The following is a 19738-nucleotide window of genomic DNA, read 5'->3' as shown; positions in this document are numbered from 1 at the left end:
TTGATTGTGCCGAAAATCGGCTCCAAAAGATAACGACAACCTGTCACGGCAGCCGCTGCGGGCGCCGCCGTGGCGGGAATCACAACCCCGGGTGGGCAGTCCCACGCCCGGTAGTTGTTCTACACGGACGCGAAAAAGCTATGATTGTCGTGCTGTGGTTCTTTTCTCATTGGTGGCTACACACGCCGACATCGATCTGGAGACCGTTGCTCAACTGAGCACCGGCGCTTCCGGGCTTGCCACATCCGCCCTCGCCGGATCGCCGGCCGTGGCGGGTGCCGTTGTCCTTGCCACCTGCAACCGCTTCGAAATCTACGGCGAAGCGCCGCACCCGGACGACGTCGAGGCGGCCCGCGCCGCGCTGGTCTCCGAGATCAGCGGTGCCAGCGGACTCAACGAACAGCTCGTCTCCCGGTCCTTTAATACCCGCACCGGCCCGGACGTCAGCCGCCACCTGTTCGCGGTCAGTTCCGGACTGGATTCCGCCGTCGTCGGGGAACGGGAGATCGCAGGCCAGGTCCGGCGCGCCCTGATCACCGCGCAGCACGAAGGCACCGCGAGCTCCGGTCTCGTGCGGCTGTTCCAGGCCGCTTCCAAGACCGCCAAGGACGTCGGTGCGCAGACGGCCCTCGGCTCGCGCGGACTGTCGATCGTCTCCGTCGCTCTGGACCTCGCGACCGACCTCTCCGAGAACCCCGACTGGTCCACCAAGAAGGCCGTCGTCTTCGGCACCGGCGCCTACGCGGGCGCAACCATGTCCCTGCTCCGCGAACGCGGCTGCACTGACATCTCCGTCTTCTCCTCCTCCGGCCGCGCCGCCGGCTTCGTCGCCACCCGCGGCGGCACCGCCCTGGACAGCGCTTCCCTGCCGGACGCAGTCGCGGCCGCCGACGTGATGATCGGCTGCAGCGGCTCCGACAACCGCGTCGAGGCCCCCGAACTGGCCCGGATCCGCTCGGCGTCGCCGCAGCCGCTGATCGCGATCGATCTGGCCCTCACCCACGATTTCGACCCCGCGGTCGCCGAACTCGACGGCGTCGAGCTGCTCACGCTTGAGTCCGTCCGGCTGGCCGCCCCGCAGGAGCAGGCGGAGTCCCTGAACCAGGCCAGCGGCATCGTCGACGGCGCCGCCACCGCCTTTGAGCAGGAGCGCGAGGCGCGCTCGGTTGATTCGGCCATCGTCGCCCTGCGCCGCCACACGATGGACGTGCTCGACGCCGAAATGGAAAAGGTGCGCGCCCGCCACGGCTGCACCGCCGCGGCAGAGGAAGTCGAGTTTGCCCTGCGCCGGATGGTCAAGCAGCTGTTGCACGTGCCCACCGTCCGTGCCCGGGAACTCGCTGCGAACGGCCAGCAGGACGACTATGTGGCCGGCCTCGAGGCCGTCTACGGCATCACGGTTGAACAGCATGCGGCACGGCGCCCCGCTTCCGGCACCGAGGCCGAGTGCCCGGTCGACCACAGCGCGTTTCCCGCCGCCGACGGCCAGCGGGAAACGGCCTAACAACCTTCAGCCCCTTGTCCGGCGGTATTTCCGCCAGTCCGGTGAGTCCGGCCGGCCAGTCAGGCGCTTAGTCCGTTTGCGCGGCGAAGGCGTTGACGCCCGTCAGCTCGGCGGACAGCTGCCACAGCCTCTCGGCGTCCGCCCGGTCCACGGCGTGGGCGTCGACTCCCCTGACCCGTGCTTCCGGGGTTCCCGGCACCGTCGGCTCGGCAATGTCGCAGTCCTCGCAGTAGACGCCGCCCTTGCCGGCAAGCAGCGGCGAGGTGGCCGCCCAGACCGAGGTCGCGGCCCCCTGGGCAGGCGTCTTGAACCGTTCGTTGAGGTTGCCCTCCGCGTCCATCCAGCCCGAGGCGATCATCTCTTCCCGGGGCAGGTGCCGCTGCAACTCGGTCATGATGCCTCCCGGGTGCACGGCGAAGGCCCTGACGCCGGCCTGTTTCCCGAGCGCGTCCAGCTGCACCGCGAACAGCGCATTCGCGGTCTTCGCCTGACCGTAGGCCTTCCACTTGTCGTAGCCTGAGTCGAAATTGATGTCATCGAACCGGATGGGCGACAGCTTGTGGCCGGTGGAGGACAGTGCCACCACCCGCGCCCCCTCCCCCGCGGAGAGCGCGGGCCAAAGCAGGTTGGTGAGCGCGAAGTGGCCCAGGTGGTTCGTGGCGAACTGGGATTCCCACCCCGGGCCGACGCGCTGCTCCGGGCTGGCCATGATGGCGGCGTTGTTGATCAGGATGTCCAGGCTGCCGCCGTCGCCGAGGAAATCGGAGGCAAGGAAACCGGCCGCGAACTCCCTCACGCTGGACAGTTCGGCCAGGTCCAGCCCGGTCACGCGGACGCCGTCGAGGCCGGCCTCGGCCAGGACCTTGCGGGCGTGGTCGGGGCGCCGCGCCGGAACCATCACCCGGGCCCCGGCGGACGATAGCGCCCGCACCGTCTCCAGGCCGAGCCCGGAATAGCCGCCGGTGACGACGGCGGTCTTCCCGCTCAGGTCCAGGCCCGCAACGACCTCCGCCGCCGTCGAACGCGGGCCGAAACCCGAGCCGATCTTGTGCTGCGGGGTCAGGCTGGTGTCTTCGCTCATGGCAGTGCCTCTCGGGTAGGGGCCCGGCAGTCCGGGGACAAGGTGTTCAGGGCAAGGTGTTCAAAAACGTCAGTAGACCGGTTTTCCCGGTTCCACCTCGCGCACCCAGGCGAGGATCCCGCCCTCCAGGTGGCTGACCCGTTCGTAGCCGGCTGCCCGGGCGGCGGCGAGCACGGCCGCGGAGCGTGTCCCGCCCTTGCAGTGGAACACAATGTCCGTGTCCAGCGGCAACTCGGCCCACGCGTCGCCGGCCAGGATCCTGCCTTGCGGGATCAGCGTGGCGCCGTCGATGCGGACGATGTCGAATTCGCCGCTCTCGCGCACGTCCACGAGCTGGAAATCCTTCAGCCCGGCCTTGCGCGACGCGAGCATGGTGGCGAGCTGGGTGGCGGTGACGGTGTGTTCGGTTCCGGCGTCCGCGGCGGGTGCGATCCCGCAGAAGGCCTCGTAGTCGGTGAGCTCGGTGACGCGCGGGGCTTCGGGGTCCCGGGAGACTTTGATTTCGCGCCAGCTGCCGCCGAGGGCGTCGAACAGCGCCACCCGGCCCAACAGGGAACGCCCGACGCCGGTGATGAGCTTGACCGCCTCGGTCACCATGAGCGAGCCGACCGCGGCGCACAGCATGCCGAACACGCCGCCTTCCCCGCAGGAGGGCACCGAGCCGGCGGGCGGCGCTTCGGGGTACAGGTCCCGGTACGTCGGGCCGTGCTGCTCCCAGAAGACGCTGACCTGTCCGTCGAAGCGGAAGATCGAGCCCCACACGTAGGGCTTTCCGAGGATGGCGGCGGCATCGTTGACCAGGTAGCGGGTGGCGAAGTTGTCGGCGCCGTCGACGATCAGGTCGTAATCGGCGAAGAGCTCCAGAGCGTTGGAGGCATCCAGCCGGACGTTGTGCAGCCGGACATCGACCAGGGGGTTCAGCGCTGCGATCGCGTCGCGGGCGGACTCGGTCTTGGGCCGGCCGACGTCGGCCACGCCGTGGATCACCTGGCGTTGGAGGTTGCTGAGGTCCACGTCGTCGTCGTCGATAATGCCCAGGGTTCCCACCCCGGCGGCGGCCAGGTAGAGCAGCGCGGGCGAGCCGAGGCCGCCGGCGCCGATCACCAGGACCCTGGCGTTCTTTAACCGGCGCTGTCCGAGCGTACCGATCTCGGGAATGATCAGGTGGCGGGAGTAGCGCTCCACCTCGTCCGGCGTCAGCGCGTCCGCAGGTTCGACCAGCGGTCCGGGCGCCGGCGGCGGGGTTGCGGGGGTTCCGTTTGGGGTCAACTGGGAAGCCATACTTCAATGTATGCCCGAAGATGCCGCCAGGTCATATTACCCCCGCGTAAAGTGGAGCTAACAGCGAAGGAAAGAAGGCCGATAGTGGTTCATCAGGCACCGGTTGAGCGGGGACATACCGGAAAGTCGTCGGCGGCCCAGGCGCGGAGCGGGACGCAGCGCTCGGCGCGGCTGCCGCGCGATGAACGGCGGGCCCAGCTGCTCGCCGCCGCGCAGGAGGTCTTCGTGGCCAACGGCTACCATGGCGCCGCCATGGACGAAATCGCCGAGACCGCGCACGTGAGCAAGCCCGTGCTGTACCAGCACTTCCCGTCCAAGCGCGAGCTGTATCTGGCCCTGCTGGACAGCCACCTGTCGGCGCTCACGGAACTGCTGCTCGGTGCGCTGAACTCCACGACGGACAACGACGAGCGCGTGCAGGCCGTCATGCGGGCCTATTTCCATTTCATCGCCAACGATGACCAGGCCCACCGGCTGGTCTTCGAATCCGATCTGGTCAACGACCACGATGTGAGCGCGCGGCTGGAAACGTTCAACAAGACTTTCGCGGACGCGATCGCGAAAGTCATCGCCGAGGACACCAAACTGCCGCTGCTGGAAGCCCAGCTCCTGGGCCGCGGACTGTCCGGAATGGCGCAGGTCAGTGCCCGGTACTGGCTGGAAACCGACGGTAACCTGGACATCGATGTGGCCAGTGACCTGATTTACCGTTTAGCTTGGCGCGGAATCTCCCGCTTTCCCAAAGAGTCCTAGACTACAAATAGAGAACACCTCGTGGAGGAAACTCGCAGAGAACGCCTCGCAGAGAAACCCTCGCAGAGAAAATTTGAACACTTTGATTGGCTGGGAGGCCTTGCTGTGGAAGTAAAGATCGGCATTCAGAACATCGGCCGCGAAATTGCCCTCGAATCCAACCAGGACGCGGACGCGGTGGCGAAGCTTGTGGAAGAGGCCATTTCCAAGGGCACCGAACTCCGCCTGACCGATGAGAAGGGCCGCCAGATCATCATCCCGGCGAACGTCCTGGGCTACGTGGAAATCGGCGCCGAAGAGGTCCGCCGGGTCGGCTTCGGCGCCCTCTAGGCAACGCCCCGGATCCCCCTACCGTTCAACCCGCCCCTCAACCCGCAGTTCCCAAAGGAGTCTGAATGCTGTCCCTGATTGTGGTGGCCATGGTCGCCGTGGCCGCGGGTTTTTTGGTCTGGGCGAACGACAAGCGGCACGCCAAGTACGGCATCACTGTCCCGGCCGGTATCGCCCTGGGCGTGGCGATGCTGAGCTGGATCATCTTCATGGCGGCCGGCTTCGGGTACCAGCCGGGCCTGACCTGGATTCCGTGGGTCCTGCCCGTACTGCTGGGCTCGGCGGCGGCGGTCGGCGCGGTGCTGTACCTCGGCAAGTCCCGGACCCGGCTGGACACGGCCCGGATGACCGCCATCCTGCGCATCTAGCGGACAGCTGAAGTCGCAAAGCGCTGTGGCCACTCCCCCTCGGGTGAGTGGCCGCAGTGCCTTAACCGGCTGAAGCCCTCAGCGCCGGGAAGCTTCCTTCACTTCCGGGTCCGTGGTTTCCTGAAGGACCCAGCGGTTGCCGTCCGGGTCGCTAAAGTATGCGAAGGCTATCCCGCCGATGTCCTGGACTTCACTGATCTCGGCTCCGCGTCCCAGAAGTTCGGCGCGGGTGCCGGCCATGTCCGGGACCACCAACTGCAGTCCTTCCAGGCTTCCGGGGGCCATGGCGGTCATTCCGGTGCCGATGACGATTGAGGCGGCGGAGCCGGGCGGCGTGAGCTGGACGACCCGCATGCCTGGAATGTATTCGACGTCGTGGTCCAGTACGAAACCCAGCTTCTCCGTGTAGAACAACTTGGCCGCGTCCACGTCGGTGACCGGCACTTGTACGACTTCCAGACGCATCTCCATGCGCATCACAGTACTCCCGATACTTCCGGACGGGTCTCCGCCAGGCGTTTGCTGATGTAGCGGCGCTCAGCCTCAGACGGTGCGAGCTCCCGGGCACGCCGGTATTCCTGGCTGGCCTCCGGCATTCTGCCAAGGCGCCGCAGGAGGTCCGCCTTCGCGGCAGGCAGGAGGTAGTACCCCTCCAATGACCGGGCATCCTCCAGCCGGTCGATGAGCGCCAGCCCGGCGTCCGGCCCTTGGGACATCGCGACGGCGATGGCACGGTTGAGTTCGACGACCGGTGACGGTGCCAGCCGCGCAAGACGGTCGTACAGCATTGCCACGCGGCCGAAGTCGGTGCTGCCAAAATCGCGGGCGGTCATATGGCACGCGGCGATGGCTGCCTGGATCCGGTAGCTGCCGGGCCGGACGCCGAGTGAAATGCCGGCGCGGTCGGCGGCCGCCAGGAGCGCCACCGCTTCCGCAGTCGCTGCCCGGTCCCATCGTTCGCGGTCCTGGTCCTCCAGCGTCACCAGGTCCCCGGCCGCGTCCGTACGTGCGTGCCGGCGGCCGTGCTGGAGGAGCATCAGCGCCAGCAGGCCCAGCGCTTCGGGTTCCTGCGGTGACCCTTTGAGCAGGCCAATCAGCAGCCGGTCGAGACGGATCGCCTCCCGGGCAAGGGGCTCGCGGATCAGCGTGTTGGCGCCGGTGGCCGCATACCCTTCATTGAACATGAGGTAGAGGACTGCCAGGATCCCGGCCGTGCGTTCCGCCATTAATTCTGGCGGCGGCACCCGGTAGGGGATCCCGGCGTCGCGGATTTTGGCGCGGGCACGGACCAGCCGTTTGGACATGGTTGACTCCGAGACGAGGAACGCGCGAGCGATCTCGCTGGTCGTCAGGCCAGCCACGGTGCGCAAGGTCAGGGCGACCCGCGCCTCAAGCGGAAGGGCGGGATGGCAACAGGTGTAGATCAGGCGCAGCCGGTCGTCGCCGTCCACGGGATCCCCGGGAGCATCCTCCGCCAGCTCTTCGAGCCTGGCCAGGACCGAGAGCTCCCGCACCGCCTTCTTCTCGCTCGCTGCGCTCCGCAAGCAGTCAATAGCCCTGTTCTTGGCAACGGTCGTCAGCCAGGCCGCCGGGTTTCCGGGGATGCCGCGCTGGGGCCAGTCGACGAGGGCACGCGCGAACGCGTCCTGGACACAGTCCTCGGCCAGGCTCCAGTCGCCGGTAATGCGGATGAGGGTGGCCGTGATCCGTGCTGCCGCCTCGGCGGAAGCACCCCCGAGGGCCGCCCGCACCTCCGCCGCGTCCGCTGCCATCTGATCCCCCTTTTCGCCCTCCCGCGCTGAGGCGCCGATTGCTGTAACGAGTGCTATAAACCGAGCGGCCACACGGGCCTGATCTCGATCTTGCCGAATTTTGCCATCGGATGCTTGGACGCCACCTCGATCGCCTCGTCAAGATCGGTGCAGGCGATGATGTCATAGCCCGCGATCCATTCCTTTGTCTCGGCAAACGGGCCGTCCGCGACGACCACCTCCCCCGCCCGCACCGTCACGGTGGTCGCGTCCTCGACAGGTCGCAGCCTGTCGCCGTGGCGGGCGATGCCTCGCGCTTCTATCTCCGCCGCCCATTCCTCGATGTTGTCCTCGGCGGGCACATATTCCGGCGCAGTCGGATCGGTGCAGATGAACAGCATGTAGTCCACGGTGACTCCTTCTAGTAGGTAGATACGTCAATACGACGAAGGAGCTGCCGGCAAAAGGACACCCGGTGGAAAAATTCCTGGTCGGCCGGCCAGCCACCTCCAACCGGAGTCTATGGCCCGTGAACGCCCGCGGGCGGTCAATCGCCGATCCATGGTCACCACGGATAAAGGGCTTCAGTACGTCGGGCCCCCTGGTTCGGCGAGCGGGTGTTCGCGCTGGAGCTGGGCCACCTTCGGATCGTTCTCGTCTGCGCCGTAGTCCGAGGAGCGGGTGATGTCCTTGCCGTCGGGGACTTTCATTGCCCGGAAAACCAGGGACAGCACAGCTGCGACGACGAGGTTAATCACGAACGCCACAACGGCGATGTAGACCTGGATATCGGTGCCGGGGATGGCCGAGATGGACCCGCCAAAGTGGGCTTTCGTGACGGGATTGACGACGTTATACGCCGCGATCGTGCCATAGGCGATGCCAGCCGCCCAACCGAGGAACAGCGCCCACCGGTGGAACCAACGGGTATAGAGTCCAGCCACGATGGCAGGGAAGGTCTGCAGGATCCAGATGCCGCCAAGTAGTTGCATGTTGATGGCCGCGGACTGGTCCATGGCGATCACGAAGACCAGCGCGCCGAACTTCACCACCAGCGAGGCGATCTTGGAAACGCTGGCTTCCTGCCGGGGCGTGGCGTCCGGCTTGATCAGGTCCCGGTAAATGTTTCGGGTGAACAGGTTGGCCGCGGCGATGGACATGATGGCGGCCGGGACCAGCGCCCCGATGGCGATGGCGGCGAGCGCAATGCCGGCAAACCAGGCCGGGAACTGATCCAGAAACAACTGCGGCACCACCAGTTGCGGATTGACGGCGCCGTTCAGGTCGGTGGGCTTGGTGCCGGCGAAAATGGCCGCGTAGCCCAGGAGTGCCAGGAAGCCCAGCATCAAGGAGTACAGCGGCAGCACCGCAGCGTTCCTGCGGATGGTGTTCCGGCTTTTGGTCGCCAGGACGCCCGTGATCGAGTGCGGATACATGAACAGGGCCAGCGCGGAACCAAGCGCCAGGGTCCAATACGCGGAGTAGCTGGACGCCCCCGGGATGAACGCGCCCGCCGGTTTGCCCGTCGCCGGATTGACCGCTCCCAGCTTCGCCTCGGCGGAGTCGAAAATGGTACCCCACCCGCCGAACTTGATAGGCAGGTAGATCACCGCCACGATCACGGCCAGATAGATCAGCAGGTCCTTCACGACGGCGATCAGGGCAGGAGCGCGCAGGCCCGAGGTATAGGTATACGCGGCCAGAACCACGAACGCGATGATGAGCGGCAGGTCGGTCAGCAGCGCGTTCTCAGCACTGCCCAGGCCGAGCACTGTGAGTACGGCCTTGATGCCCACGAGTTGCAGGGCAATGTAGGGCATGGTGGCGACGATGCCGGTGGCGGCGACCGCAACGGTAAGGGCCCTGCTGCCATACCGGCCGCCAACAAAGTCCGCCGGCGTGACGAAACCGTGGCGGTGCGAGACGGACCACAGCCTGCTCATCAGCAAAAACACGATCGGATAGAGCACGATTGTGTACGGCACCGCGAAGAAGCCGCTCACGGCTCCGGTGGCCCACATCGCCGCCGGGACCGCCACGAAAGTGTAAGCCGTGTAAAGATCCCCGCCGAGCAGGAACCAGGTCACCCAGGTACCAAAGCCCCGGCCGCCCAGTCCCCATTCGTCGAGGCTATGCAGCCCTGTCGTTTCTTCCCGCCTCCACCGCGCGGCAAAGAAGCCGAGGACCGCCACCAGGACGAAGAGGATGATCACAATAGTGAGGGCTATGCCGTTGACCGGCCGGTCCGGTGCCGCCAGCGGCACGACCGCCCCGTTCACCGCTCCTCCCCCGCAGCGGCCGCCCCGCGGACGGATTCACGGCGACGGCGGTCCTCCCTGGTGACCAGCCAGTAGGAGATCCCCACCAAGGCCGCGGTGACCGGGATCCATGCCATCTGATACCAGTAGAAATACGGGATACCCGCCAGCCGCGGTTCGTCGAAGGCGTACGCGGGCACAACCAACGGAACCACAATGGCGACGAGCAACAGGATTCCGGACACTACATAGGGACCCGGCTTGGCCGGCCCCCGCGTTGGCACATCAGGACTGGACATGGACGCCTCCTCACCGAGACGGGCCCCCGGAGCGGGAAGGCTTCCCGGGACGTGCCGGCGGCCTGCGGACCGTGCAGTGCAGCGGTCGTTACCCAACAGGATAGACACTGGATTTAGATCTTCAACAGTGCCTTTAGCCACCGATTGGCGAGGCGAACGGGCCCGGACGGAAGCGCCGCCGGGGCCGCTACAGGAACTCGGCGCGACCTTCCATCGCGGACGACGCGAGGGCGTGCTCGCGGCGCGGGATCCGGCCGGCCCGCCGCGCCAGCCGGCCGGCGATGACGGCGTGCCGGAACGCCTCCCCCATCAGCGCCGGGTCCTGGGCCCGGGTCACGGCGGTAGCGAGCAGCACTGCGTCGCAGCCCAGTTCCATCGCGAGCGCGGCGTCGGAGGCGGTGCCAATTCCTGCGTCGAGCACCACCGGCACCGAGGCACGGGAGACGATGAGTTCAATGTTGTGCGGATTCAGGATGCCCAGGCCGGTGCCGATCGGGGCGCCCAGCGGCATCACTGCCGTGGCGCCGAGGTTCTCCAGCCGGAGGGCCAGGACCGGGTCGTCATTCGTGTAAGCGAAGACCTTGAAGCCGCGCGCCACCAGCTGTTCGGTTGCCTCCACCAGTTCCAAGGCGTCGGGCAGCAGGGTGTGCTCATCCGCGATCACCTCGAGCTTCACCCAGTCCGTCTCCAGCGCTTCGCGGGCCAGTTCGGCCGTGAGGACGGCGTCCCGGGCGGTGAAGCATCCGGCGGTGTTGGGCAGCACCCGGATGTTGTGGTCCGCCAGCAACTGGAACAACGAGCCGCTCTCGGCCGGAGAGTAGCGACGCATGGCCACCGTCGTGAGTTCCGTTCCGGAGGCCACCAGCGCGGCTCCGAGGCCGTCCAGGCTCGGCGCACCGCCGGTGCCCATGATCAGGCGGGAGCCCAGTTCCACTCCGTCAACCGTCAGCAGATCCCGGCGTGCCTGCTGCGTTTCCTGCATTGCTGTTGCTTCCATGCCTTCTATCCTCCCTGTACTGCCGTAACGAGTTCGACGTCGTCGCCCTCGGCGAGCGCGGTCGCGTGCCACTGGCTGCGCGGCACCACCTCGGCGTTGCGGGCGACGGCGACGCCCAGTTTCCGGCCGTCCGTGGCCCGGCCGTCGGCGGCCAGCGTCCGGCCGGTCACCCCGCTGACCAAGGCGCTGATTGTGGCGCCGTCGGCGAGGGCGTGCTGCGCTCCGTTGAGCCTGATATTCATGCTGTCGTCCTGTCTTTCGCTGGAGCGTCCGCGGGTGAAGCGTCCCGCTCGGATGAGCCGGGGGCTGGAGAAACCGGGCGGCGGCTGGAGAAGCGGTCCGGGCGGAAGCCCTCCCAGCGCCGGTCCGGCTCTCCGTCCAGCAGCGCCCGGCAGATGGCGGCGGCCGCCGGGGTGAGCAGGACCCCGTGCCGAAAGAACCCGGTGGCAACGATGAGTCCCTCGACGTCCTGTCCGGATCCGGCGCTGGCCACGCGCCCCAGGAGCGGGGCGTTGTCCGGGGTCCCGGGCCGTGCCCGCGCCGTGGCCTCGAGCAGTTCCAGCTCGGCAACGGCCGGGACGAGCTGCTGGGCATCGCGCAGAAGCTGGTACACGCCGCCGGCAGAGACGGCGCCAGCCTCGGAGGGCGCATCCTCCCGCTGGGTTGCGCCGATCACGACCGTGCCGTCCTCCCGCGGGACGATGTAGACCGGAACCCCGCGGACCAGGCCCCGCACGGTCGAGCGCAGCAGTGGCCGGAGCCGTGCCGGGATCCGGAGCCGCAGGATGTCCCCGTAGACCGGACGCAGCGGCAGGGACAGTCCCCCGGGCAGGCCCTGCAGTTCCGCCGCGGCCAGGCCGTTGGCTACGACCGTCTCGCCGGCGCGGAGTTCTCCGCCGCCCTCGAAACGGATGCCGGCGACGCGGCCGCCCTGCCAGAGCAGCCCGGCCGCGCGGCGGGGCACGGCCGTGAACCGGCTGTCGGTGGCCAGCAGTGACCGAATCCTGGCCAGCAGCCGGCGCGGATCCACCTGGTGGTCGGCCGGGATGTCGAAGGCGCAGGAGATACCGGGGCTGAGCAACGGTTCGCGGCTGCGTGCTTCACGGACGGTCAGCGGCTCCACGGCCAGGCCGCAGGCCTGCTGCGCGGCCCGCAGGTCGGCGAGCGCCCGGCGGTCGGCCGCGTCCGCGCCGACGGCGAGGGTCGGCGTCGTGAGATATCCGGTGCCGCCGCCGTCAGTGCTGCCGCCGGCCAGGCCGGCGGCGAACTGCGGCCACAGCCCTGAGGCTTCCAGCATCAGGGCAAGGAGCTCCTCCTCCTGGTAGTGGAGTTCACTCACGGGCGCCAGCATGCCGGCGGCAGCCCAGCTGGCGCCGGTGCCGGGGGCGTCGTCGACCAGCGCGACGGTACGGCCCGAACGGCGGGCCTCCCAGGCGATGCCGTGGCCGATCACTCCCCCGCCGATCACGACGACGTCGTAATAATCCGAGGATGGGCCCGGTGGTGTGGCGGGTGGTGCGACGGATACGTCCATGGGTTCCTTCCCTACGCCGGTACTAGCCGGATCAGGTCAAGCGGTCGGCTCTGACGCCCTCTCAGCCCGTCGGCCGTCTGGCGGCCCGCGCGGGCTCCCGCGGTATGCGCCCAGTTTAGAGGAACTAGGCTTGGGGCATGAGCCAGGATGTCCACACCACCGCCCGCCTGTACCTGTGCACCGATGCCCGGAAGGAGCGCGGTGACTTCGAGGACTTCGTTGACGCTGCCTTTTCCGGCGGCGTCGACATCATCCAGTTGCGGGACAAGTCGCTGGAGGCGGCCGAGGAGCTTGAGCTGCTGGAGGTCCTGCACTCCGTGGCGCGGCGGCACGGCCGGCTCTGGGCGGTGAACGACCGTGCCGACCTGGCCTCACTGGCAGGGGCGCCGGTGTTCCACATTGGGCAAAAGGACATCCCGTTTGCCGCTGCCCGGGATTTCCTGGGCAAGGGCACCGTGATCGGCATGTCCACGCACACGCCGGAACAGGTGGATGCGGCCATCGCGGCGTCCCCGGGCCGGGGCGGGCTGGACTACTTCTGCGTGGGCCCGGTCTGGGCCACCCCCACCAAGCCTGGCCGCGCCGCCGTCGGGCTGGACCTGGTGCGCTACGCCGCCGCGGCGATCGGCCGGGCCGAGGCCGCCGATGTCGGGAAAGTCGCCGGGGTGGTGCCGTGGTTCGCGATCGGCGGCATCGACCTGGGCAACGTGGCGCAGGTGGTCGACGCCGGAGCCAGAAGGATTGTGGTGGTCCGGGCGATTACCGAGGCCGCTGATCCTGCCGGGGCCGCGCGTGCCCTGCTCGCCGCGCTCGACGCCGGGGCGGACGCCGACGCCGACGTCCACAGCGGCGCCGCGGACAACTAGCCGGCTAGTCCCAGCTCTGACATCCGACGGGAATGGGCGGCGGCAAGCTCGGCGGTCAGGGCGCGGGCGAGTTCACCGGCCCGGTCCTCGTCCGTGCCGGTCAGGCCGCCGAGGAAGGCGTGCTCCACGCTGACCCGCTGGGCCTGGGTAAGCGCTTCGCCGAGCAACCGCCGAGCCCACAGGGCCAGCCGGGACGCCAGCCGCGGATCGTCGGCGAGCGCGGCCTTGAGCCGGTCCCGCAGCACAACCGTCGCGTCCCCGGCCGCCTGGACCAGTTCGATCAGCCCGGCCGTCCCGGCGTCGACATAGCCCGAAATGGACCGGTAAAAGTCCGCGGAGACCGTGTCGATCACGTAGGCCTTCATGAGCGACTCGTGCCAGTCGGCGGGGCGGGTGCGCTCATGGAAGTGGTCCACCGAAGGCTGGAACGGCAGCATGGCCTCCTCCGCGTCAAGACCCATCTCCGCCAGCTTCGCGCAGACCAGTTCAAAATGCTGGAACTCGATGACGGCGAGGCGGCCCAGCACCGCCCGGTCGTGCAGGGTGGGCGAATACCGGGCGTCGGAGGAGAGCCGTTCGAAGGCCGAGAGCTCCCCGTAGGCCATCACGCCGAGCAGGTCCCGGAGGAAACGGTTGTAGCGGGCGGGCTCGGCCGGGGAGGTGCTCATGCTTCAAGACTAGTAGCGGAAATCGGGCTAACCTGATTCCGTGTCTCATCATCGCCTGACTCCGAGCGTCCGCCAGCAGAAGAACCAGCTTGCCCAGGCGCTCAACGCACTGCGCACCGTCCTGGAGCTGCCCGGGCCGTTTCCGGAAGCCGTGCTCCGGGACGCCGAGGCGGCCGTCGCCTCCCACGAGCTGCCGGAACTGGATTTGACTCACGTGGAGTTCGTGACCATCGACCCGGCGTCCTCGACGGACCTGGACCAGGCCTTGTTCATTGACCGCGCCGGCGACGGGTACAGGGTTTTCTACGCGATCGCCGACGTCCCGTCCTTCGTCGCCCCCGGCGGCGCGCTCGACGCCGAGACCCGGCGCCGCGGCCAGACGTTCTACACTCCGGACGGCCGAATCCCCCTGCACCCCGAGGTCATCAGCGAAGCGGCCGGCAGCCTGCTGGCGGGCCAGCTCTGCGCGGCCTTCGTCTGGGAGTTCGAGCTCGACGCCGCCGCCGAGGTCTCCTCCGTGCTGGTCCGCCGGGCACAGGTCCGCAGCCGGGCCAAGCTCAGCTACCAAGGTGTGCAGGCCGAACTCGACGGCGGTACCGCGGACCCCGTTCTGCAGTTGCTCAAGGAAGTCGGCAGCAAGCGGGTGGAACTGGAGCGCCTGCGCGGCGGGGCCAGCCTGAACATGCCGGAGCAGGAGATCGAGCAGCTGCCCGACGGCGGCTACCGGATCGTCGCGGCGCCGCCGCTGCCGGTGGAGGACTGGAACGCCCAGATTTCGCTGATGACCGGCATGGCCGCAGCGGAGCTCATGCTGCAGGGCAAGGTCGGCATCCTGCGGACCATGCCCGCCCCGGATGAGAGCTCGCTGCGGCACTTCCGGCGCCAGACCGGCGCACTCGGCAAGCCCTGGGACGGCCGGATCAGCTACGGCGAATACCTGCGCACTCTGGACCCCACCGACCCGCGCCAGCTTGCCATCGTGCACTCGGCCGGGATGCTCTTCCGCGGCGCCGGCTACACCCACTTCGACGGCGCCGTCCCGGAGGACGCCATCCAGTCCGCTATCGGCGCGGCGTATGCCCACTCCACCGCCCCGCTGCGGCGCCTGATCGACCGCTTCGTCCTGGTCATCTGCGAGGCCCTGTCCAATGGCGCCGAGGTTCCGGGCTGGGCCCGTGAAGCCCTCCCGTCGCTGCCGGCCATCATGGCGGCTTCGGACCAACTGGCCGCCAAGCTGGAGCGGCTGTCGCTGGACACCGTGGAGGCGGCCCTGCTGAGCAACCACATCGGGCAGGAGTTCGACGCCGTCGTGATCTCGGGCTCAAAGCCCGCGAAGAACGGCGGCACGAACGGAAACGGCAAGGGCAGCAACGGGAACGGTAAGAGCAACGGGAACGGCAATGGCCCGTCCGGGATCGTGCAGATCGCCGAGCCCGCGGTGACCGCACGGTGCCCCGGCGAGCTGGAGCCCGGCACCCAGGTCCGGGTGCGGGTCGTATCCTCGGACATCGCCACGCGGGAGGTCCGGCTCGAACTCGTGGGCTGATGTTACGCCCGGCTTGCGCCCCGCAGCCGTGCCACTGGCGCGCCGCACCGCGGGCCCCGGTCGAGGTTCCGAACGGCGAACAGCTAGACTGGAAGGGTAGTAATGGATGCCCGGTCGTTGATTTCCATGTTTTTCGAATTCAACAAGCCCGCCCCTACGCGATCTTGAGACACACCCGCTGGTCCCAGTGCCAGCATTTAGATAGCCCGCGATCGGCTTCCACTGGACTTGCTTGCGCTCCTGAGCGTGCTCCGGAACGGCCCTCGGCCGGCCCCGTTGAGCAAGCAGCGCAGCCCAAATGAATAAGGAAACTCCCCTGTGAGTGAATTGCACACGCACCAGCTTCTTACCGACGAGTCCGGCACGGAATCGATCGAGCCGGAAGAGACCATCATTTCGGACGAAACCCCGCACGAAATCGCGGAAAAGTCCTTCGCCGACTACAACGTCCGCGCCGACATTGTTGAATCCCTTGCCGACGCCGGAATCACCCACCCGTTCCCGATCCAGGCCATGACGCTGCCGGTCGCACTGAGCGGCCACGACATCATCGGCCAGGCCAAAACCGGCACGGGCAAGACCCTCGGCTTCGGCATCCCGGCCCTGCAGCGCGTCATCGGACGCGACGACGCGGGCTTCGCCGACCTCCCGGCCCCCGGCGCACCGCAGGCCCTCGTGATCGTGCCGACCCGTGAGCTCGCGGTGCAGGTCGCCGGCGACCTGCAGAACGCCGCCCGCAAACGCAACGCCCGCATCACCACGATCTACGGCGGCCGTGCTTACGAGCCGCAGGTCGAGTCGCTGCAGCAGGGCGTCGAGATCGTCGTCGGCACCCCCGGGCGCCTGATCGACCTCTACAAGCAGAAGCATCTCGTCCTCAAGAACGTCAAGATGGTCATCCTCGACGAGGCCGACGAGATGCTGGACCTCGGCTTCCTGCCGGACGTCGAGACCCTCATCGCAGGTACCCCGGCCGTCCGCCAGACGCTGCTGTTCTCCGCCACGATGCCCGGCCCGGTCGTCGCGATGGCGCGCCGCTACATGACCAAGCCCACCCACATCCGCGCCGCGGATCCCGAGGATGAGGGCCTCACCAAGCGCGACATCCGCCAGCTGATCTACCGTGCCCACAGCATGGACAAGATCGAGGTGGTGGCTCGGATCCTGCAGGCCCGCGGACGAGGCCGGACCATCATCTTCACCAAGACCAAGCGCACCGCCGCCAAGGTCGCCGAGGAGCTCGTGGACCGCGGCTTCGCTGCGGCCGCCATCCACGGCGACCTCGGCCAGGGTGCCCGTGAGCAGGCGCTGCGCGCCTTCCGCAACAACAAGGTGGACGTTCTCGTCGCCACTGACGTCGCCGCGCGCGGCATTGACGTCGACGACGTCACGCACGTGATCAACTACCAGTGCGTCGAAGACGAGAAGATCTACCTGCACCGCGTCGGCCGCACCGGCCGCGCCGGCAACAAGGGCACCGCCGTGACCTTCGTCGACTGGGACGATATGCCGCGCTGGGGCCTGATCAACAAGGCCCTCGGCCTGAGCGTGCCCGAACCGGTGGAGACCTACTCCTCCTCGCCGCACCTGTTCGAGGAGCTGGACATCCCGGAGGGCACCAAGGGCCGTCTCCCCCGCGACAAGCGGGTGCTCGCCGGCGTCGACGCCGAAGTCCTCGAGGACCTCGGCGAGACCGGCAAGAAGAACGCCCGTCCCGGCACACGCGACGGTGCACGCGACGGCGGCCGCTCAGGCTCCCGCGAGGGCGGACGCGACAATGGCCGCTCCGGCTCCCGCGAAGGCGGCCGTGACGCCGGACGCTCCGGCTCCCGCGAAGGCGGCCGTGACGCCGGACGCTCCGGTGAGCGCCGTCGTCGTTCGCCCGAAAAGGAGACCGCCACGGGACCCGCCGAGGCAAGCGCCCCGGCAACGGCGAGCGCTCCGACCGAGGTCGACCGGGCTACCCGCGCGCGCCGCCGGACCCGCACCCGCCGCCGCAACGGCGAAGTGGTGGCCGGCGAGGCACAGGGCGGCGCCCCGGCACGCAGCGCCGAGGCCTAATCCCCTACATGACTGACACCGTCTGGGCGCCGGACGGCAGCAACCTGGTGGTTCACGCGGATAACGCGGAATACCTCCCTACGCTGCCGGACGGCGCCTTCACACTCATTTACGTGGATCCGCCCTTCAACACGGGCCGGGTCCAGCGGCGCCAGGAAACCAAAATGGTGCTCAACACCGGCGGCGAGGGCGACCGCGTCGGCTTCAAGGGCCGCTCCTACGACACCATCAAGGGCGCGCTGCACAGCTACGACGACGCCTTCAGCGACTACTGGTCCTTCTTGGAGCCCCGGCTGGTCGAAGCCTGGCGGCTGCTCGCCGACGACGGCACCCTGTACCTGCACCTCGACTACCGCGAGGTGCACTACGCCAAGGTCATGCTGGATGCGATCTTCGGCCGCGAGTGCTTCCTCAACGAGATCATCTGGGCGTACGACTACGGCGCCCGGGCCAAGTTCCGCTGGCCGACCAAACACGACAACATCCTCGTGTACGTAAAGAACCCGGCGAAATACCACTTCGACAGCGCCGAGGTGGACCGGGAGCCGTACATGGCACCCGGACTCGTCACGCCGGCCAAGCGCGAACTCGGCAAGCTTCCCACCGACGTCTGGTGGCACACGATTGTCTCGCCCACCGGCAAGGAAAAGACCGGCTACCCGACGCAGAAGCCCGAGGGCCTGATCCGGCGGGTGGTCGCGGCCTCCAGCCGCCCCGGCGACTGGTGCCTGGACTTCTTCGCCGGTTCCGGCACGCTCGGCGCTGTGGCGGCCAAGCTGGACCGTCGGTTTGTGTGTGTGGACCAGAACCAGGCGGCCGTGGACGTCATGGCCAAGCGGCTCAGCGCGCACGCGTCGTTCACCGCGCTGCCGGGCTCAGACCCCAACTAGCTCGCATTAGTTGTCGTTTTGACGCCTCAAAACGACAACAAGTGCGAGTCAGTTGGGCGACGTCGTCAGGTCCAGCTCTTGATGAAGGCGTGCACGGCGTCGGCGATCATCTGCACCGCAATCGCGGAGAGCAGCAGGCCGGCGATCCGGGTGATGAGTTCGACGCCGTTCTCGCCCAGGGCGCGCTGCACGAGACCGGCGAACCGCATCGCCAGGTACAGGGACGCGAGTGTCACGGCGATCCCCAGCCCGACGGCGAGGTACTGCGCCATGCTGCCGGAGCGCTGGACGAACACCATGACGGCCACGATTGCACCCGGGCCCGCCATCAGCGGCGTCCCCAGCGGCACAAACGCGACGTTCTTGTACTTGGCGGCGTTCTCCTCGCCGCTGGTGGAGCCCGTGAGCAGCTGCAGCGCGATCAGCACCAGCAGCAGGCCGCCGGCCCCCTGCAGCGCGGCGAGCGAGATGTGCATGTAGTTCAGGATGGACTGCCCGAAAATCGCGAAGGTCACGATCACGCCCGTGGCCACGAGCAGCGCCTGCAGCGCCGACAGGTTGCGGTCCCTGGCGTCCATCTGGGCCGTCAGGGACATGAAGATCGGCACCGTCCCGGGCGGATCCATGATCACGAACAGCGTGACGATCACGGAGGCCAGGAGCTGGAGGTCAATCCACTCCATCAGCGCACCACGGACGATCCGGTGCCCAGTTCCTCGATCCGCGCGAAGACCTCGGGAGCGGTCAGGTTCTCGCCCAGCAGGTTGGGTTTGCCGGTCCCGTGGTAGTCGGAGGACCCGGTCACGAGCAGTCCGTGCCGTGCTGCGAGGCGGCGCAGGAAGGCGCGGCCCTCCTCCGGGTTGTCCCGGTGGTCGATTTCCAGCCCGGCCAGGCCGGCGTCGATCATCTCCCCGTAGGTGCGGTCCCCCACGATCCGCCCGCGGGAGGACGCCACAGGATGCGCGAACACGGGCACCCCGCCGGCGTCGCGGACCAGTTCGACGGCGTACGCCGGGTCCGGCGCGTAGTGCTGCACCCAGTACCGGGAATGCGAGGTCAGGATCGATTCGAAGGCTTCGCTGCGGTCCTCGACCACGCCCGCGGCAACGAGGGCGTCGGCGATGTGCGGCCGGCCCAGGGTGGCGCCGGGGGCGACGTGGTGGATAACGTCGTCCCAGGTCAGCGGGTAGTCCTCGGCCAGCAGGCTGACCATCCGTTCGGCCCGCGTGAAGCGCGCGTCCTTGGCCTTGGTGATTTCCTCCAGCAGCCCGGGGTGCGCCGGGTCGTGCAGGTAGCTGAGCAGGTGGACGCTGATGCCCTCCCGAGTCCGGCAGGAGATCTCCATGCCGGGGACCAGCGCCACGCCGTGTTCCCGGGCGGCGGCGGAAGCCTCGGCCCAGCCGTCGGTGGAGTCGTGGTCGGTCAGCGCGATGACGTCGAGCCCGGCCCCCGCAGCGGACGCGATCACCTCCGCGGGCGCTTGGGTGCCGTCGGAAACATTCGAGTGGGCATGCAGGTCAATCCTCACCTCCCTAGCCTAGTAGATCCGCC

At 68.2% G+C, this 19738-nt stretch carries 21 protein-coding genes and 1 riboswitch; of the genes, 8 read left to right on the top strand and 13 right to left on the bottom strand.

Translation table 11 applies throughout. The features are described from left to right. Positions 1-154 precede the first annotated feature (154 nt). Positions 155-1504 (top strand): glutamyl-tRNA reductase, encoded by a 1350-nt coding sequence (locus tag AB4Y91_RS03850; protein ID WP_441417205.1) that lies wholly within the window; start codon positions 155-157, stop codon positions 1502-1504. Between the two features lie 67 nt (positions 1505-1571). On the opposite strand, the gene AB4Y91_RS03845 is transcribed toward AB4Y91_RS03850, so the two are convergent. Together AB4Y91_RS03845 and moeB are read right to left on the bottom strand one after the other, a co-directional pair. Continuing rightward, positions 1572-2585 carry an SDR family NAD(P)-dependent oxidoreductase gene (locus AB4Y91_RS03845; protein ID WP_441417204.1) on the bottom strand — a complete coding sequence of 338 codons (1014 nt, stop codon included), beginning with the start codon at positions 2583-2585 and terminating at the stop codon, positions 1572-1574. A gap of 69 nt (positions 2586-2654) precedes the next feature. After that, complete coding sequence (gene moeB, locus AB4Y91_RS03840) at positions 2655-3866, bottom strand: molybdopterin-synthase adenylyltransferase MoeB (protein ID WP_441417203.1); 1212 nt, start codon at positions 3864-3866, stop codon at positions 2655-2657. Positions 3867-3872: 6 nt separating this feature from the next. Between moeB and AB4Y91_RS03835 the strand changes: the two genes are divergently transcribed. The 3 genes from AB4Y91_RS03835 (at position 3873) to AB4Y91_RS03825 (ending at position 5317) form a co-directional block, all read left to right on the top strand. Further along, complete coding sequence (locus tag AB4Y91_RS03835) at positions 3873-4619, top strand: TetR/AcrR family transcriptional regulator (protein ID WP_441417202.1); 747 nt, start codon at positions 3873-3875, stop codon at positions 4617-4619. Between the two features lie 105 nt (positions 4620-4724). After that, a complete protein-coding gene (locus AB4Y91_RS03830; protein ID WP_441417201.1) occupies positions 4725-4949 on the top strand; it encodes a DUF3107 domain-containing protein in 225 nt (74 codons plus the stop codon). A 65-nt stretch (positions 4950-5014) separates the two neighbouring features. Next, the gene (locus tag AB4Y91_RS03825) at positions 5015-5317 is read left to right on the top strand and encodes a hypothetical protein (RefSeq protein WP_441417200.1); all 303 of its coding nucleotides are present in this window, start codon (positions 5015-5017) and stop codon (positions 5315-5317) included. 78 nt (positions 5318-5395) lie between these two features. On the opposite strand, the gene AB4Y91_RS03820 is transcribed toward AB4Y91_RS03825, so the two are convergent. The 8 genes from AB4Y91_RS03820 to thiO all read right to left on the bottom strand — a co-directional run bounded on the left by AB4Y91_RS03820 (position 5396) and on the right by thiO (position 12156). Next, positions 5396-5788: a VOC family protein gene (locus tag AB4Y91_RS03820; RefSeq protein ID WP_441417199.1), complete on the bottom strand. Its 393-nt coding sequence runs from the start codon at positions 5786-5788 to the stop codon at positions 5396-5398. Between the two features lie 5 nt (positions 5789-5793). After that, positions 5794-7089: an RNA polymerase sigma factor gene (locus AB4Y91_RS03815; RefSeq protein WP_441417198.1), complete on the bottom strand. Its 1296-nt coding sequence runs from the start codon at positions 7087-7089 to the stop codon at positions 5794-5796. Between the two features lie 53 nt (positions 7090-7142). Further along, positions 7143-7469 (bottom strand): YciI family protein, encoded by a 327-nt coding sequence (locus AB4Y91_RS03810; protein WP_441417842.1) that lies wholly within the window; start codon positions 7467-7469, stop codon positions 7143-7145. Positions 7470-7652: 183 nt separating this feature from the next. Then, a complete protein-coding gene (gene mctP / locus AB4Y91_RS03805) occupies positions 7653-9347 on the bottom strand; it encodes a monocarboxylate uptake permease MctP (protein WP_441417197.1) in 1695 nt (564 codons plus the stop codon). Next, positions 9344-9625, bottom strand: coding sequence for a DUF3311 domain-containing protein (locus AB4Y91_RS03800; RefSeq protein ID WP_441417196.1), 282 nt, complete (start codon positions 9623-9625; stop codon positions 9344-9346). Before AB4Y91_RS03800 ends, mctP begins: the two co-directional genes overlap by 4 nt. Positions 9626-9812: 187 nt before the next feature. Continuing rightward, positions 9813-10622: a thiazole synthase gene (locus AB4Y91_RS03795; RefSeq protein ID WP_441417195.1), complete on the bottom strand. Its 810-nt coding sequence runs from the start codon at positions 10620-10622 to the stop codon at positions 9813-9815. A gap of 5 nt (positions 10623-10627) precedes the next feature. Continuing rightward, positions 10628-10864: a sulfur carrier protein ThiS gene (thiS, locus tag AB4Y91_RS03790; RefSeq protein WP_441417194.1), complete on the bottom strand. Its 237-nt coding sequence runs from the start codon at positions 10862-10864 to the stop codon at positions 10628-10630. Next, a complete protein-coding gene (gene thiO, locus AB4Y91_RS03785; RefSeq protein ID WP_441417193.1) occupies positions 10861-12156 on the bottom strand; it encodes a glycine oxidase ThiO in 1296 nt (431 codons plus the stop codon). Before thiO ends, thiS begins: the two co-directional genes overlap by 4 nt. Beyond that, positions 12147-12267: riboswitch (TPP riboswitch) on the bottom strand. Its footprint overlaps the gene before it by 10 nt. A gap of 26 nt (positions 12268-12293) precedes the next feature. Here thiO and thiE point away from each other — a divergent pair. Continuing rightward, the gene (thiE, locus tag AB4Y91_RS03780; RefSeq protein ID WP_441417192.1) at positions 12294-13022 is read left to right on the top strand and encodes a thiamine phosphate synthase; all 729 of its coding nucleotides are present in this window, start codon (positions 12294-12296) and stop codon (positions 13020-13022) included. Here the strand turns inward: thiE and AB4Y91_RS03775 are convergent. Further along, entirely contained in the window at positions 13019-13690 is a 672-nt protein-coding gene (locus AB4Y91_RS03775) for a ferritin-like fold-containing protein (protein WP_441417191.1), read from the bottom strand. The genes thiE and AB4Y91_RS03775 overlap by 4 nt on opposite strands. Positions 13691-13730: 40 nt before the next feature. On the opposite strand from AB4Y91_RS03775, the gene AB4Y91_RS03770 reads away from it, so the two are divergent. From AB4Y91_RS03770 to AB4Y91_RS03760, 3 genes are all read left to right on the top strand, one after another. Then, the gene (locus AB4Y91_RS03770; RefSeq protein WP_441417190.1) at positions 13731-15236 is read left to right on the top strand and encodes an RNB domain-containing ribonuclease; all 1506 of its coding nucleotides are present in this window, start codon (positions 13731-13733) and stop codon (positions 15234-15236) included. A 318-nt stretch (positions 15237-15554) separates the two neighbouring features. Further along, on the top strand, positions 15555-17297 hold the full coding sequence (locus tag AB4Y91_RS03765) for a DEAD/DEAH box helicase (RefSeq protein ID WP_441417189.1): 1743 nt from the start codon (positions 15555-15557) through the stop codon (positions 17295-17297). Positions 17298-17305: 8 nt separating this feature from the next. Next, positions 17306-18187, top strand: coding sequence for a DNA-methyltransferase (locus AB4Y91_RS03760; protein WP_441417188.1), 882 nt, complete (start codon positions 17306-17308; stop codon positions 18185-18187). Between the two features lie 65 nt (positions 18188-18252). Here the strand turns inward: AB4Y91_RS03760 and AB4Y91_RS03755 are convergent, their stop codons facing one another. Then, on the bottom strand, positions 18253-18861 hold the full coding sequence (locus tag AB4Y91_RS03755) for a MarC family protein (protein ID WP_441417841.1): 609 nt from the start codon (positions 18859-18861) through the stop codon (positions 18253-18255). A gap of 8 nt (positions 18862-18869) precedes the next feature. After that, on the bottom strand, positions 18870-19715 hold the full coding sequence (locus tag AB4Y91_RS03750) for a PHP domain-containing protein (RefSeq protein WP_441417187.1): 846 nt from the start codon (positions 19713-19715) through the stop codon (positions 18870-18872). Between the last annotated feature and the right edge of the window lie 23 nt (positions 19716-19738).

Source organism: Arthrobacter sp. YAF16, from assembly GCF_052113385.1.
Classification (GTDB): Bacteria; Actinomycetota; Actinomycetes; order Actinomycetales; family Micrococcaceae; genus Arthrobacter.
Note: the sequence above shows the minus strand (reverse complement) of the source record. Positions and strands in the feature narration are given on the sequence as shown.

What these genes read in the sequence shown, in the direction of transcription:
- AB4Y91_RS03775 (WP_441417191.1), bottom strand. Translation starts at nt 13,690, where the DNA reads ATGAGCACCTCCCCGGCCGAGCCCGCCCGCTACAACCGTTTCCTCCGG.
- moeB (WP_441417203.1), bottom strand. Translation starts at nt 3,866, where the DNA reads ATGGCTTCCCAGTTGACCCCAAACGGAACCCCCGCAACCCCGCCGCCG.
- thiE (WP_441417192.1), top strand. Translation starts at nt 12,294, where the DNA reads ATGAGCCAGGATGTCCACACCACCGCCCGCCTGTACCTGTGCACCGAT.
- AB4Y91_RS03835 (WP_441417202.1), top strand. Translation starts at nt 3,873, where the DNA reads ATGTATGCCCGAAGATGCCGCCAGGTCATATTACCCCCGCGTAAAGTG.
- thiO (WP_441417193.1), bottom strand. Translation starts at nt 12,156, where the DNA reads ATGGACGTATCCGTCGCACCACCCGCCACACCACCGGGCCCATCCTCG.
- AB4Y91_RS03825 (WP_441417200.1), top strand. Translation starts at nt 5,015, where the DNA reads ATGCTGTCCCTGATTGTGGTGGCCATGGTCGCCGTGGCCGCGGGTTTT.
- thiS (WP_441417194.1), bottom strand. Translation starts at nt 10,864, where the DNA reads ATGAATATCAGGCTCAACGGAGCGCAGCACGCCCTCGCCGACGGCGCC.
- AB4Y91_RS03795 (WP_441417195.1), bottom strand. Translation starts at nt 10,622, where the DNA reads ATGGAAGCAACAGCAATGCAGGAAACGCAGCAGGCACGCCGGGATCTG.
- AB4Y91_RS03845 (WP_441417204.1), bottom strand. Translation starts at nt 2,585, where the DNA reads ATGAGCGAAGACACCAGCCTGACCCCGCAGCACAAGATCGGCTCGGGT.
- AB4Y91_RS03760 (WP_441417188.1), top strand. Translation starts at nt 17,306, where the DNA reads ATGACTGACACCGTCTGGGCGCCGGACGGCAGCAACCTGGTGGTTCAC.
- AB4Y91_RS03810 (WP_441417842.1), bottom strand. Translation starts at nt 7,469, where the DNA reads ATGCTGTTCATCTGCACCGATCCGACTGCGCCGGAATATGTGCCCGCC.
- AB4Y91_RS03815 (WP_441417198.1), bottom strand. Translation starts at nt 7,089, where the DNA reads ATGGCAGCGGACGCGGCGGAGGTGCGGGCGGCCCTCGGGGGTGCTTCC.
- AB4Y91_RS03820 (WP_441417199.1), bottom strand. Translation starts at nt 5,788, where the DNA reads ATGGAGATGCGTCTGGAAGTCGTACAAGTGCCGGTCACCGACGTGGAC.
- AB4Y91_RS03800 (WP_441417196.1), bottom strand. Translation starts at nt 9,625, where the DNA reads ATGTCCAGTCCTGATGTGCCAACGCGGGGGCCGGCCAAGCCGGGTCCC.